This is a genomic window from Paenibacillus sp. FSL R5-0519, from assembly GCF_037974275.1.
GTDB lineage: Bacteria > Bacillota > Bacilli > Paenibacillales > Paenibacillaceae > Paenibacillus.
The window spans coordinates 2570102-2585146 of sequence record NZ_CP150234.1 but is presented as its reverse complement, the minus strand read 5'-3'; the positions used below and the strand labels follow the sequence as shown (position 1 = coordinate 2585146).

Genomic DNA, 15045 nt, shown 5'->3' with positions numbered 1-15045 from the left:
CCCTCCCTTATATTCAGGATAATTGCTGTGCCTTCAATTTGAGATCATTCAATATCTGCATCGCCTGAAGAGGCGTCATGTTCATGACATCGATATCTTTCATCGTCCGTATGAATTCTCGTGCTGGCTTATCTTCCACTACAGCTACATCCGTTTTCGTTGCCACGTTCGGCTCATCATCCCCAAAGATGGACAGTTGAACCACATCCGAATGGCTTGCGCTGGACTGTGCTTTGCTGTTAGATTTCTTGGTATTCTGCTTCCCAGCCCCGGTTGAATCTTCAATAAAAGATGTGTAATCTGCACTTTCCGCAGTAACACGCTCCCGGAGCATAGACGCTGAATCCGAGTGTTGGAGCTCTCCATCTTTTAATCTCAGGCCTGCTTCCTGCTTCTCGTTGCTGATGTATTCACTACCCACCGCTACTTGCGCAGCCGCATGCTCGAACCCATGCAACAGTCCATTCGCCCGCTCAATAATGCTATCAGGCAGACCTGCAAGGCGTGCACAATAGATACCATAGCTGCTGCTGGCTGCTCCGGCAATCAGTTTGCGCAGGAAATTAACCTTGTCACCGCTCTCCTGTACCGCCATCGAGTAGTTTGCCAGCTTGTCCAGACTCTCCTCCAGATGAGCAAGCTCATGGAAATGTGTGGATACAAGGGCTTTACAGCCGATAATATCATGTACATATTCAATAACAGACTGAGCAATAGCCATACCTTCGCTGGTTGATGTTCCCCGTCCCAATTCATCGATAATAATCAGACTGCGTGGTGTTGCTTTGTCCGTCATGACCTGAATGTCAGCCATCTCCACCATGAATGTGCTTTGTCCGCCAATGAGATCATCCGCTGCACCAATTCGTGTGAAAATGCGATCCATGATCGGCACCTCCGCTTGACCCGCAGGCACAAAACAACCCACTTGAGCCAAAATGGAAATTAAAGCGACTTGTCGCATATATGTGCTCTTACCAGCCATATTCGGTCCAGTAATCAGCAGAATCCGTGCCTCCTCCTTGGTCATTGTCGTGTGATTGGCAATAAATGCACCATCTCGCATGACCGCCTCGACCACCGGATGGCGCCCTTCTTCCACAACCAGATCATAACCGTCGGTCAATGTAGGCCGTACGAAGTTTCGCTCAGCACTAATCACCGCAAAAGATTGATACACATCAATTTCGGCTACCTGTTCAGCCAGCTTTTGCAATCTTGCAATCTCTTTGTTCAGCCGCTCGCGCAGTTCTGCGAACAGTCCATACTCAATATCAACCATTTTGTCCTGAGCTTCGAGAATAAGTGTCTCTTTTTCCTTCAACTCCGGCGTAATGTAACGTTCTGCATTGGCAAGTGTCTGTTTACGTTCATAACGTCCCTCCGGCAGTGCGGACAGATTGGACTTGGTGATCTCGATATAATAACCAAACACTTTGTTATATCCAATCTTCAGCGATCGAATGCCTGTCGCCTCGCGTTCTCGCGCTTCCAGCTCCGCAATCCACTGTTTCCCGTTAACCGAAGCCTCACGCAATTCATCCAGACGTTCATGGTACCCTTCACGAATCAGACCTCCGTCCCTTACGGATACAGGCGGCTCGTCCACAATGGCTTGCCTGATCGCTTCACGCAGATCATTGCAATCATCCATCGTTTCGGCAATATGCTGAAGTGTTGCGGAAGATGATCCTGCGCAATGCTGACGAAGTCCTGGAATTTTCTCCAGTGATGATTTGAGCGCATTCAGGTCACGACCATTGGCATTACCAAACGCAATCCGGCCAACCAGGCGCTCCAGATCATAGATATCTTTGAGTTCTGCCCGCAGGTCCTCACGCAATATAAACTGGTTGTATAACGTATCCACTGCTTCAAGACGCTCATTAATCTTCCCTTTTTGCAATAATGGCTTATCGACCCAGCGACGCAGCATTCTTGCACCCATGGACGTCTCGGTCCGATCAAGCAACCAGAGTAATGAACCTTTTTTGGAGCGTTCACGCACGGTTTCAACCAATTCCAGGTTCCGTCGGGTAAACGGGTCCAAGATCATATAATGATCCGGCTCATACGTTGAGATTTGGGTTAATTGTCCCAGAGAGCGTTTCTGTGTCTCACTCAGATAGGAGAAAAGACGTGCAATGCAAGCTTGACGTTCAGGTTCTAATCTTGCCCACACAGCCTCACCAAACTGCTGACGAACCAGATCTTCCTTATTCTTTGTCCACGCCGTGTAGACCACAGGGCGAGAGATTGGAGATGCCTCAGCTTCTACCGTGTCAAGCAGCGCTGCATCCCCCACCAGCTCCGATGGTTCGTAGATGCCGATTTCATCCTTCAGCCATTCCTTGGAAAAGGGTACGGATGTCACATACAACTCACCCGTTGACAGATCACAGGCTGCGAGCGCGAGCGTATTTTGATTACCAGTCAGACACACCATGTAGTTATTGGACTTGTCACCCAGTGTTTTGCCTTCCATTACCGTTCCGGGTGTAACCACACGAACAATTTCACGTCGCACCATGCCTTTGGTTACACTTGCATCTTCCATCTGTTCACATATCGCAACTTTATATCCTTTTTCAATCAGACGCTGTATGTAATTGTCAGCCGAATGATAAGGTACACCGCACATCGGAATTTTGTCATCCGTGCCTCCGTTACGTGCAGTCAGCGTGATCTCAAGTTCACGAGCAGCATTAATCGCATCCTCGAAGAACATTTCATAGAAGTCACCCAGTCTAAAAAATAAAAAAGCATCTTGTGCTTCGGCTTTCACTTGCAAATATTGTTGAATCATTGGCGTATACTGAGCCATGATGAATATCCTCCATCCCGTTCCTATAATGTCAGGAAGAAACGCGTCCTGGAAGGACAATAAGACGGTCAGGCACCGTGTTTGCGCCTCCGCCTTATGTGTTGGCTATTCGCCAGTTCCTTCAAGGGTTGCTGCTTTCATATCTTCCGTAACTACCAATTATAAAGGTTGTTCAATAAGTCCGCTTTTGATTACGAAGGATGCCTAGTGGCATCATCAGCATCAAATATGGCATTCAGCCGAAATGTCCGTTGCTCACGTAGCTCTATCTACGCTCCGCTACTCCATTTCTAGCTTCATCCCATCTTCTCGGTACTGAAAACCGACTTTTTGAACACGCACTTAGAATGACTTGTTTCTTATTATATCAAAAAAACGTGCATTCTTCATGAACCTGCCCGAATATTCCAGAGTTTACGGATATCCCGGCTCTCATCCCAGGTTCTTCCCAATTTTAATTGAAGGAGTAATGGAGACGCATACCGTTCATAACGTGCATATCCCTCCAAACTCTTCAGATCATCTGCCAGAGCTGGAATGTGTTCCTTGATCACTTCACGCTTTCCTTCATAAAAAGCGGTATGAACCTCCGCTTTCTCCAACGGACGCCGCAGTAATTGAGTATACCCGCTAGCGATTAAACCTGCCAATGCCACAACGCCCTTTGCAACAAGGGGTGAGACAAGAAAGCTGGGTAACGTACGATACTCAAACCCACCGTAGGATTTCAGACGAAAATCACCAAGCGCTCCATAACGTGGACGTCTTCCCGATCCACGCGGGTCCTGAAGAAACGCCAGTGGCAATGCCAGATAATTGTCCAGTGTGCGGAGCAGTTCCCCGGTAAGGTTCACGCCGCTAAAATGAATATGACCACCAAGAGGTAACCCCCGCTGTGGCATCCCCCCTGCCTGCCAGATGAGCGAGTGATCACTAATGCTGCGGGAAGCGGCTGCAAATGCCCTCATCAGATGAGCCAGTAGCTCTCGTGGTTCTGAGCTGGGAGCGGGCCGTAATTCAGCAACCGGGTAGATGCGCCGGCCACCAATCGTCACGGAATCACAGCCTGCCATCCCGGTACGTTCCAGAAATCTGGAGGCGGGGACAATTTTGGATTCCGGCATCTGCACCAGAAGAAACTCAGGGTCCATGCCAAGTATGGGAATAGGTCTGCGACTCTGCTCCTCATCCAGCAGTTCCTGATGCTGCTTCCAGCTTTCCCTGTAGATTGCAGCAAGGTTCGTCACTCCTTTCCACGGACTCGGATCGATCGAAATCACTGCACAACCGCCGTTCCCTGAGGATTCCATTCGAACGGCTCCATGATCCAGTCCCAGTGTGTACAGCGTTTTGATCGCAAGTCGTTCTATGCGCCTAAACAGGGTTGAACTCGCTTCACGCTCCAACAGCGTTTCCTGCGCTCCTCCCATGCCACTCGTATCCTTGCGCTTGATCCGGATCGCCTGCAGACAACTTATCTCTACATCATAACGTACGCGCAAGCCTTGTTCTCGTTTGCGCCGATCGCGTAGTGACAATACTTCAATGCCTGCCTGTTTCAACCGTTCTGTACGTTCTCCGGAGGTCATCCTTTCATATCGGCGTAATGCCTCCTCCGCTTGTTCCATCACATTCATTACGTCCCCCCCTCCCGGATCATGCAATTAAAATAAAAATAACCCCGCAATGCGGAGCCTTCCCGTGAAAGGTATTCCAGGCATATGGCGAGGCTCGTTAACACCCATTTTTCAATATTTAAGAAGAAAGAGGGCTTACGCCCTCTTCATCGCGCCTTCTGGCGCATATGATACCTTAGGTCATCAAATACTTGAGTCAATCTCACAGCTCATCGTCGAGCAGGTCGGGATCGAGATCGTCATAATCTCCATCGCCACTGCCAAATTCATAGTCCTTGTCTTCGTAATCACCGCAACCATCTGTGCAGACCTTCACACAAACTTTGGTTTCGGCAACGAGTTCCACAGCGAATTCCCTTTCTACCCGGATAATTACACTGCTTCCTCCCGCCGATACTGTGGCTTCCACACAGCTAGGTTCCTGCGTTGCATCCGCAGATACCTCCACTGTGGAAGTCCGGTGTTTCGGATCCAGATAGGACAAAGGCACATGTTCTACATACGACACCGTTTCTTTGGCTACATCCGTCTGCGAATTCTTGTCATAGGAATACCAAATGTTGATATCGTAAGTACCAATAACTTCAATTCCGTCACCCGCTGATACGGCTTCATATTGGTGGTTGATAATCCAAGCCCCCAAAATACTTGTCGGACCATTTGGCGGAGTCACGGTATGTGTTACGGTAGAGAACTTACGACCTTTGCCGCAGATCGCCTTCGTGATAATCTCTCTACATTGATGTTTATGACTCAATGACATCTTTAAACCTCCTCCATACAATCATTCACTACAAGTGTATGCAGGGCATTCGTCTAGGGTGACAACTATTTTCTATTATTCGTTTGTAGATTGGGACCGTTCCGAGATTGGGGACGGTGCTTTGTCCTTCTTCGCGACTTTCAGATACAGCGCGAGTTCGCGGCACAACTGGAGAATTGCGGAACGAATCTCGAATTCTTCCCTTGTATCCGGCAGTTCCATACGTTTGAATTCTTCTTGCACATCCGCAAGAAGTTTTTCAGTTCGTCCGGTGTAAGATTCGGTAAGAACATCCTGACTAAGTTGATCGAACAGCTCCGACACCATTTCCGCATGTGGCATCTTCTGATAGATCTGGGACACCAGATGCATCATATGCTGGATGGAGTCCAGCTGCGTTTTGCGCATATAAAAGTAAACACTCCATTCCTCATTCGGATGAATCACCTGATTCTCCAGAGAACGCTTGGCTGCATCAATACCACCCAGAATCGCTTTATCTGCTTCAATCAGTTCTCTACCCGCCCATGCTTCATTGGGATTACGCAGCGTCGCCGCGAATTCTTTGAAAATCTTCGAAAAGAGTTCATCGATCCGTTTGCGAATGCGCAGCATCTGTGGATCTGCTGCTGGCATATAGGCCAGGTTAACCGCCATTGCGGAACCAAGACCAATCAGTAACAAAGCAATTTGTACGAGGACAACATTCACGTCCATCTCTCCGCCGCTGAACACGCGAAACACAACGACTGAACCTGTTACAATACCTTCCTTAAAGCCCACCCGGACAATAACCGGGAATGCAATCAATATGTATACGGCCAGTACCCAGTAATGGAATCCTAGAAAGTGAAAAAGTACACTTGCAAATAAAAGTCCAACGACTGAAGCAAAGAACCTCGCTGATATGGTGCGAATACTTCGTTTTCTCGTTACATCCACCCCAAGAATGGCAAGCAATCCTGCTGATGTTGGTCCTGGCAAGCCGCACCAGTCCGCAATCAGCACAGCCATTAATGCGGCGATTGCGGTTTTTATTACCCTAAAACCCATAGAACATTCCATCTCCTCTAAGCTGTAAAAAAATTGTTAGCTAGCTCGTCGCCTCATTCATTTATCATGACTAGTATGTCTCGTCCAAGTGTAATCTAGACGACATCAACCGACATGCGCATGCATGCCGGTCACAGCAATACGCCCCGAATGAGGGACACTGGCAAGTTAGATCGTTGCGACAGAACCTCAAGGCCCTCTTCTCCAATCATCGCATTCATTCCGGATCAGCGCGGAATATTCATACTAAATATGGTACTTGATTTTACGGTATCGGGCAACGTGACACCCCTTGTGAAATTGTATACATATATAAACGTTCATCAAACGAATAAAACATAGCCACATTATCTGCGCCCAGCCAGCAATTTGCGCTCTGCATAGACAACAAGTTGATACATGGCCGTTGCAACTGCTGCAATAATTAACAGACTTGATAACACAAGCGTGAAGTTGAATACTTGGAATCCATAGATAATGAGATAACCAAGCCCTTGTTTGGCGACCAGAAACTCCCCTACAATTACACCCACCCAGGCCATGCCTACGTTCACTTTCAAGGTGGATACAATCGCCGGAAAAGAAGCTGGCAATACAACTTTCGTAAAAATCTCGGAACGGTCTCCACCAAACGTACGAATCACTTTAATATAATTGGGATCCACTTCATTAAAGCTGTTATACACCACCAGTGTTGTAATAATGACCGTAATGGACAACGTGGTCATGACAATGGCTGTAAAACCTGCGCCGAACATAACGATAAAGATTGGGCCGAGTGCTACCTTTGGCATACTATTGAACACAACCATATAGGGGTCCAGCACTTTGGACAAAAAAGGAGACCACCAAATTAAAACCGCAAGCAAAGTCCCAACGAGTGTCCCCAGTAAAAAACCAACGGCCGTTTCCCCTACGGTTACCCCAACATGCGCCCATAATTCGCCACTAGCGATATCCTTGCCAATCTGTGCAAATATCTTGCTTGGATAACTGAATAACAGTACATCGATCCAACGGAGCCTGCCCGCCACTTCCCATAACAAGAACATACATACGAGCATAGATAACTGTACGGCAAGAACTTGATGTCGCCATCTGGCCACCTGCTGAATATGATTCCGATGCAGCTGTCCCATCCATTCGTCACGCTTTTCCTGCTTCGGATTCGTTTGATTCACGCGTCTTTCTCACCTCCCCCGGGCTGATCCAGTTCACTCCATAATGCCTGAAACAATGCATTGAACCCTTCTTGCTCCCTGGCATGGAATGGCTGAGCCTTCCGAATTTCCTCGGGAATGATAAATTCACGACGAATGCGCCCAGGATTGCGATCAAGTACAATGACGCGATCACTGACCGCAATGGCTTCAGACAAATCATGGGTGACGAGTACAGAGGTTTTGCCAAACTGTTTTAACGTGTCCGAGACCAGATCTTCCAATTGCAGCTTGGTTTGATAATCGAGTGCCGAGAATGGTTCATCCAACAATAAAATTTCCGGGTCGGTTGCCAGCGTGCGTACCAGAGCCACCCGCTGTCTCATGCCCCCTGAAAGCTCTGAAGGGTACTGATTCTCTGTTCCGGCCAAGCCCATACTTATCAGCAGTTCCCGTACACGCTCACGACTCCGTACATCCAATCTGCCTGTCAGTTCAAGACCGATCAATGCATTATCGAGAATGGTCCGCCATGGAAACAGATAGTCCTGTTGAAGCATATAACCAATCTGTGCGGAGGGACCGCCAACGAGTTTCCCCTTAACCTTAACCTCTCCTCGGGTGGGTGTGAGCAGCCCGGCGATGATCGACAACAATGTCGTTTTCCCGCATCCGCTCGGTCCAACGAGACTGACGAACTCTCCTTTTTGGATCTCCAGACTCAAGTCTTCAATCACCAATGAAGCTTCCCGCTCGCTGACGTATACTTGAGAGATCCCCTCCAATCGGATCACACTTTCGGATTCAGGCATTCTGCTCACTCCCTTTCCTGAATACCCATTACTTTGACTTTGCAGCTTCTTTCGCATAGACATTATCCACAATTGCACTCATATCCACGCGTTCTTTCAACTCTCCGGCAGCACTCATAACATCAAGCAGATTGTTCCACTCTTCCTCATCAATGATCGGGTCCGTAGCGTAGCTGCCCTGTTCTTTATAACGGTTTACACTGCTGACCAGAATGGCTGGATCAATGTCTTTGAAGAAAGGAGTAATGACTTCTGCAACCTCTTCAGCCGTATGTGAATCTACCCACGCTTGCGCTTTGTGCAGACCGTACGTAAACTTTTGCACGATATCCTTGTTGTCGTTAATATAGCTCTGTTTCGTCATGAAAACCGTGTAGGGCAGATCACCACTTTCTGCTCCAAACGATGCTACAACCTTACCTCGACCTTCTTGTTCAAAGATCGATGCCTGGGGTTCAAACAGTTGAACATAATCTCCCGTGCCTGAGGCGAAAGCAGATGCAATGTTGGCAAAGTCCACATTCTGGATCAGCTCCAGATCACTCTGCGGATTAATGCCATGTTTGTTCAATGCGAACTCCCCTGCCATTTGCGGCATGCCGCCTTTGCGCTGTCCTAAAAATGTGGAATCCCTCAGTTGCTCCCAATCGAAGCTGCCTTCGGGGTTACGTGCGAACAGAAAAGTACCATCCGTCTGGGTGAGTTGAGCAAAGTTAATGACCGGATCTTCCGCTCCCTGCTGATAGACGTATATGGACGTTTCCGCTCCTACCAAGGCGATATCCACCGAACCTGCGAGTAATGCCGCCATTGTTTTGTCACCGCCAGCAGTCGTCTGAATATCCACCTCAAGTCCCTGCTCCTCAAAAAAGCCTTGAGCCACAGCCACATACTCCGGTGCGTAAAATACCGAGCGAGTCACTTCGCCAATCGTAATTTTGGCTTCATTCTCTTCCTTATTACAGCTGGTAAGCGCCACAATGATAATCAGCAGAATAACGATGCCCCGGACGAACCATGGCGTGTATTTCATGTTGTTTCCCTCCTTCACTGGTTTGAGCAGTTTCTCTCTATTATGGATATGCTGCTGCCCAACAAAAGGTTAAGAACTTGAATGCAAAAAAAGAGCCGGGCAATGATGCCCGACTCTTCCGCTCTTCATAATGCTATTCAATACGTTATATATGTGATACCTACAGCTTGTAGATCTCGGCGTATTTAGCTTCCAGGTAATCAGCAAGATAATCCGGGTTCAATTCTTCACCCGTTACGGCAACAATCAATTCGGAAGGTGTCCGACTTTTCCCATGCCGGTAGATCTTGTCTGTAAGCCATTCCTTAATCGGAATCAGATTACCTTCGGCAATGAGGGTATCAAACTCCGGCATTTCCTTACGCAATGTATGTAGAATTTGTGCTGCATACATATTGCCCAGAGAATACGAAGCAAAGTATCCAAAGTCACCACCAGACCAGTGAACATCCTGCAGAGCGCCCTCTCCATCATTCGTTGGCATAATACCAAGGTATTCCTTGTATTTCGAATTCCAGGTCTCTGGCAGATCCTTCACTTCCAAGCCATCGTTGAATAACATTTTTTCAATCTCATATCGGATAATAATGTGCAGATTATAGGTCAGTTCATCCGCTTCAATCCGAATGAGTGAACTCTCCACCCGGTTGATTGCACGATAGAAATCTTCCAGTTCAACTTCGCTCAGTTGCGGGAAATGCTGCTGCAAATCTTTGTAATAGCGTTCCCAGAATGGCAGGCTGCGACCGATCATGTTCTCCCAAAGACGGGACTGAGACTCATGAATCCCCATGGACGTTCCTTCGGCCAGAAGGGTACCCGCCAGACTGTCATCAATATTTTGCTCGTACAGGGCATGTCCACCCTCATGCAGTGAACTGAAGACTGCGCTTGCTACATCATCCTGCAGATAATGTGTTGTGATCCGCACATCACCCGGGTTAAGCCCCGTTGCAAAAGGATGCACACTCTCGTCCAAGCGTCCAGCTTCAAAATCATAGCCCATTTGTTCCAAGATGAACAGACTGAACTTCTCCTGCTGTTTGGTGTCAAACAACTGATTCAGGAACTCTGTATTGGGCTGGTTGTCCGAAGCATTAATTTTCTCTTGCAAAGGCACCAAACGTGCTTTGAGCCGGGCAAATACAGCATCCACTTTCTCAACGGTCAGATCCGGTTCGTACATATCAAGCAGCGTATCATAACGCGTATCCTTTACACCCCAATAATCAATAAACTCCTGTTTGAGCTTAACGATATCTGTCAGATATGGGGAGAACCCTGCAAAATCACTGTTATGCTTGGCATCTTCCCAAGCGGTTTCGGATTTGGCCGTGAGTACGGTATAGGCTTGCACTTTCTCAGGTGGTACGGATTGACTGCGATCATACTCTTTCTTGCAATCTTCGACCAGACGACGATCTATATCTTCGAGTTGTTCCAATACTGCTGGACTAGTCAATGCATCCAGGTAGGTTTTCATGTCAGCCGAGGTTTGCAGCTTGAATGCTTCGGTGGACAACATACCCAGCGTCTCCGAACGAGTCGGAACGCCTTTTTTTGGCGCACCTGTGCGCAGATCCCAGTGAAGCAGACCAATGGCTTCATGATAGCTCTTGATTTTACGAGCCAGATTACGGAAGGATTCCAAATGTTCCTGTGTTTGTTTATCCATTGTTATCGTTCACCTCTTCAAAAAAAGTTTATTCACCTATTGATGATACTTTTCCTATTGCGTATAATCAACTTTTAACAGAGGCAAATCGCATGATCCTCCTCAAGATACGTGTTCCGAAAGTCTGGTTTTCATTACCGAGAAGATAGAAGTGAATTTCAACTTCGATGCTGATGATGCCCTTCGGGCATGATTTGTAATCAAAAGTGGACTTTTTGAACAACCTCTATAAGGTTGGAGTAATGCCATTTGCTGACCGTGATACATTATTAAAGCAAAAAGGCGCGTAGGACAAGCTGCATCAATTGCAAGTGGCCGTGCTCGTCGTATTGGATAACAGGAGGCAATGGACATGAATAACATTCAAGAGATTTTGGCTTACAACAAATCATTTGTCGAGACTAAAGAATACGAGAAGTATACGGCTAGCAAGTTCCCAACCAAAAAGATGGTCATCATCACTTGTATGGATACCCGTCTTGTAGAGCTGCTGCCGAAAGCGATGAATCTGAAAAATGGCGATGTAAAAATCATCAAAAACGCAGGTGCAATTATCTCCCAACCTTTTGGTAGTGTTATGCGTTCTGTATTGGTTGCTATTTATGAATTGGGCGCTGATGAGGTGTTGGTGGTAGGTCATACAGAATGTGGTATGGCTTCCCTGCATGCTGAAACGATGATTGGTCACATGACAGAACGTGGAGTTTCAGAAGAGGTCATGTCTACGCTTGAAAATTCCGGCATTCGTCTGCAAAAGTGGCTGCGTGGGTTTGACAGTGTTGAAGAAGGGGTAAAAGGAACTGTGGAAGTGATCAAGAAGCATCCATTACTTCCTCCCAATGTACCCGTTCACGGCATGGTTATCGATTCTGCCACAGGTGAGCTTGATGTTGTCGCTGAAGGGTATGGACAACAGGCATCTCTCTAAATGGTTTGGAGTGCGGACCTTATGGTTCGCACTTTTTTTGTCTAAATTAAGGCGGTTGCTCTATCAGGTTGTCAAACCATACAGTTTCAGTGTACACTTTTATGAAAGCGGTCAAAGAAAGCAAAATCAATTGTTTTCTCTGACCTAGCCCTAATATTAAGGAGACATGTGCATGAACATACTTTCCTACGGATTACTCGGGCTGCTTACCCGCGAGGAGTCATCGGGCTATGATCTAATGCTGAAAATCCAGCCGCATTGGCAGGCAAAACACAGCCAGATCTACCCACTCCTGTCCAAGATGGAAAACGATGAGTTATTGGCCTCCCGCTGGGTACAACAGTCTGACAAACCGGATAAGAAAATGTACGCGGTTACGGAAAAAGGCATTGAAAAGCTATTGGAATGGATGATCACTCCGGTTACCGCACCGGTTACACGCGATGAATTTAATTTGCGTATTTTGTGTGTTGGCATAGCGGAAGACGGAAGCATGAGACGCATTCTCAATGAGCGTAAAAGCTGGTTTATGGAACGTATACGGTACTTCGAGGATCTGAAGTCACGTATACCTCTGGATAATCTTCGTGTAGGCAATCGGGATTTTGGAAGCTACATCCTGGTACAAAAAGGATTAATGCATGCGCAAACAGGTCTGGAATGGTGTCATTGGGTTACCCAATTGCTTGATGGTCAAGCTGCAATTCAAGACCCCAGTCCAAGCGTTTCTGAAATTCAATAAAATTTGAAACGTTCCTGTAGGTTAACCGTATTACTTGAGTAAGGTCCAATTATGGGCGAATCAAACAAATTAATCGGGGGGTTACGATCTTTACAATGAAGAAAAAATTCGGAGTTAAACATCTAATGATGGTATTTATGGCCTTTACATTATTATTCGCAACAGTGGGAGTAACGAATCCGGATTCTGCGGATGCAAGACGTGGTGGCGGATTCAAATCCGGTACAAAAAGTTATACCAACACACCTAAGAAATCCGACAGCAATGTAAGCAAATCGAATACGAATAACAACTCTAGCAATGGAGCAGCTACAACGAACCGTGGCGGATTCTTCGGCGGTGGCGGCGGATTCATGAAAGGCATGATGCTTGGTGGTCTTGCTGGTATGATGTTTGGCGGATTGTTCGGTGGCATGGGCGCTCTGGGTAACATCCTTGGATTGCTCGTGAACGTTGCAGCAATCATGTTGATTGTTATGCTGGCTATGGCACTCTTCAGAGCCATCTCCAATCGTCGCAAACCTGCAGCGGATGGTCGTTATGACCGTCGCAATGATCGTGATGATGACCGTAACAGAAACGGACGGTACTAATCTCTATGGTTCTGAGCATGGATGAAATTGTGAATGCAATCTGTATTCATATGGCAGAACGTAAGGGTGTACGTCCAACCGATGTGAACGTAGAACTGAGTTGGGAAGAAGATACCGGTTATTCCGCTGAAGTTTGGATTCAAGGCCGTAGTCAATATCTGGTGGAGTCCAATATGATTGAAGCGATTCTTCGTTACCTGCACAGTGAATACAACATCCGGGCGTACCGTGAGAATGTACGACTTGATCTGGATGAAGAGATCACAGCGATTGTTAATCAATAAAATAGGTCAAGCAATGACCCGTGGTACAAAAGACCGTCTCCGCTCTGTCGCCTGACAGAGATGGAAGACGGTCTTTTTTGTTCCTGTATATGTGGCTATCTTTGTATCTCTATTGCAGTCTCTATACGTGTCTGTGTTACGTTCTACTTCTTGAAAACTACGATTGAAGTTTAACCAGGCTGTAATTCTTTTTACCTTTACGGATAATGATGAATTTACCGCCAATGGCGTGTTCTGCCGACACCGTGAATTCAAGCTCGGTGATTTTCTCACCATTCATGGAAATCGCACCTTTGGTAACATCCTCACGCGCCTGGCGCTTGGATGGCTCCAGACCCAGATCCACGAGCCAGTCCACAATATTTTTGGCTTCGCCATCCGTTTCAAAGGTAGGCATTTCCTTGAAGCCCTGCTCGATTTCGTCTGCCGTCAGGGAACGGATATCACCACTGAACAGCGCCGCTGTAATACGTTTAGCCTGTTCAAGCATTTCTTCGCCGTGAACGAATTTTGTCATTTCTTCCGCCAGTGCTTTCTGTGCTTCACGTCTGTGCGGCTCTGTCTCTACCTTTTCAGCCAAAGCTTCAATTTCTTCTTTGCTCAGGAAGGTAAAGTATTTCAAGTATTTGATCACATCACGGTCATCTGTATTCGCCCAGAACTGGTAGAATTCAAACGGTGTTGTTTTGTTCGGATCAAGCCAGATTGCGCCGCCAGCTGTTTTACCAAACTTGGTTCCATCGGATTTGAGCATAAGTGGAATGGTCAGACCGTACGCCTTCGCTTCAGATCCTTCTTTTTTACGAATCAGATCAAGACCACTCGTGATATTCCCCCATTGGTCGGAACCGCCGATTTGAAGCTGTACATCTTCGTTCTGGAACAGGTGCAGGTAGTCGAGTGACTGAAGAATCTGGTAGGAAAACTCAGTGAACGAGATGCCGCCTTCCAGTCTGCTCGCGACGACATCTTTAGCCAGCATCGTGTTGAGGTTAAAGTTTTTGCCGTAGTCACGCAAAAATTCAATGACATTGATTTTGTGTGTCCAATCGTAGTTGTTCACCATGCGAACCTGATTATCCCCATCTGTTACAAACAACTTCTTCATCTGCGCTGTCAGTGCATCCACATTCTCCTGCACTTGCTCCATCGTTTGCAATGACCGCTCTGCCTGACGACCACTCGGATCACCAATCGTACCTGTTGCTCCACCAATCAAAATGACTGGACGATGTCCTGCCAGTTGAAAACGTTTCAGCATCATGAAGGGAATGAGATGTCCAATATGCATGCTATCTCCCGTTGGATCAACACCGCAGTACAAAGAAACGGACTTCGTTTCAGTCAATTCACGTAATCCCTCAGCATCCGTCTGCTGATTAATGGCGTCACGCCACTGTAGTTCATCAATAATATTCATTCGTATAACCCCTTTTCTATCCTCAAAATTCAGTCATGATCTACGTTAATTTACGAAATAACACGCTGGAACGGCTTTTTTGGACACAAAAAAATCGCCTCCTTGTCTTCATTAGACACAG

At 47.0% G+C, this 15045-nt stretch carries 13 protein-coding genes and 1 other annotated feature (1 of these 14 running past the window's edge); of the genes, 4 read left to right on the top strand and 9 right to left on the bottom strand.

Annotated features, from left to right (window positions below):
- Window positions 1-13: 13 nt before the first annotated feature.
- From mutS to MKY73_RS11805, 8 genes are all read right to left on the bottom strand, one after another.
- On the bottom strand, window positions 14-2824 hold the full coding sequence (mutS, locus tag MKY73_RS11840) for a DNA mismatch repair protein MutS (RefSeq protein ID WP_339307620.1): 2811 nt from the start codon (window positions 2822-2824) through the stop codon (window positions 14-16).
- A gap of 386 nt (window positions 2825-3210) precedes the next feature.
- On the bottom strand, window positions 3211-4461 hold the full coding sequence (locus MKY73_RS11835) for a hypothetical protein (protein WP_339307619.1): 1251 nt from the start codon (window positions 4459-4461) through the stop codon (window positions 3211-3213).
- Window positions 4462-4663: 202 nt separating this feature from the next.
- Window positions 4664-5224, bottom strand: coding sequence for an outer spore coat protein CotE (locus MKY73_RS11830; RefSeq protein WP_339234691.1), 561 nt, complete (start codon window positions 5222-5224; stop codon window positions 4664-4666).
- A gap of 75 nt (window positions 5225-5299) precedes the next feature.
- Complete coding sequence (locus MKY73_RS11825) at window positions 5300-6277, bottom strand: aromatic acid exporter family protein (protein WP_339307618.1); 978 nt, start codon at window positions 6275-6277, stop codon at window positions 5300-5302.
- 347 nt (window positions 6278-6624) lie between these two features.
- Window positions 6625-7416, bottom strand: coding sequence for an ABC transporter permease (locus tag MKY73_RS11820; protein ID WP_278299201.1), 792 nt, complete (start codon window positions 7414-7416; stop codon window positions 6625-6627).
- A 38-nt stretch (window positions 7417-7454) separates the two neighbouring features.
- Complete coding sequence (locus tag MKY73_RS11815; protein ID WP_339307617.1) at window positions 7455-8249, bottom strand: ABC transporter ATP-binding protein; 795 nt, start codon at window positions 8247-8249, stop codon at window positions 7455-7457.
- 28 nt (window positions 8250-8277) lie between these two features.
- Window positions 8278-9282 carry an ABC transporter substrate-binding protein gene (locus tag MKY73_RS11810; RefSeq protein ID WP_339307615.1) on the bottom strand — a complete coding sequence of 335 codons (1005 nt, stop codon included), beginning with the start codon at window positions 9280-9282 and terminating at the stop codon, window positions 8278-8280.
- Between the two features lie 160 nt (window positions 9283-9442).
- Window positions 9443-10957: a carboxypeptidase M32 gene (locus MKY73_RS11805; protein WP_339307614.1), complete on the bottom strand. Its 1515-nt coding sequence runs from the start codon at window positions 10955-10957 to the stop codon at window positions 9443-9445.
- A 352-nt stretch (window positions 10958-11309) separates the two neighbouring features.
- Between MKY73_RS11805 and MKY73_RS11800 the strand changes: the two genes are divergently transcribed.
- The 4 genes from MKY73_RS11800 (at window position 11310) to MKY73_RS11785 (ending at window position 13504) form a co-directional block, all read left to right on the top strand.
- Window positions 11310-11885 carry a carbonic anhydrase gene (locus MKY73_RS11800; RefSeq protein ID WP_339234698.1) on the top strand — a complete coding sequence of 192 codons (576 nt, stop codon included), beginning with the start codon at window positions 11310-11312 and terminating at the stop codon, window positions 11883-11885.
- Between the two features lie 172 nt (window positions 11886-12057).
- The gene (locus MKY73_RS11795; RefSeq protein ID WP_339307612.1) at window positions 12058-12627 is read left to right on the top strand and encodes a PadR family transcriptional regulator; all 570 of its coding nucleotides are present in this window, start codon (window positions 12058-12060) and stop codon (window positions 12625-12627) included.
- Window positions 12628-12722: 95 nt separating this feature from the next.
- A complete protein-coding gene (locus MKY73_RS11790) occupies window positions 12723-13220 on the top strand; it encodes a hypothetical protein (protein WP_339307610.1) in 498 nt (165 codons plus the stop codon).
- A 5-nt stretch (window positions 13221-13225) separates the two neighbouring features.
- Window positions 13226-13504, top strand: coding sequence for a YxcD family protein (locus MKY73_RS11785; RefSeq protein ID WP_017687903.1), 279 nt, complete (start codon window positions 13226-13228; stop codon window positions 13502-13504).
- A 157-nt stretch (window positions 13505-13661) separates the two neighbouring features.
- Here the strand turns inward: MKY73_RS11785 and tyrS are convergent, their stop codons facing one another.
- On the bottom strand, window positions 13662-14924 hold the full coding sequence (gene tyrS, locus MKY73_RS11780) for a tyrosine--tRNA ligase (protein ID WP_091011938.1): 1263 nt from the start codon (window positions 14922-14924) through the stop codon (window positions 13662-13664).
- A 116-nt stretch (window positions 14925-15040) separates the two neighbouring features.
- Window positions 15041-15045, bottom strand: a binding site (T-box leader); it runs 223 nt beyond the window's last position.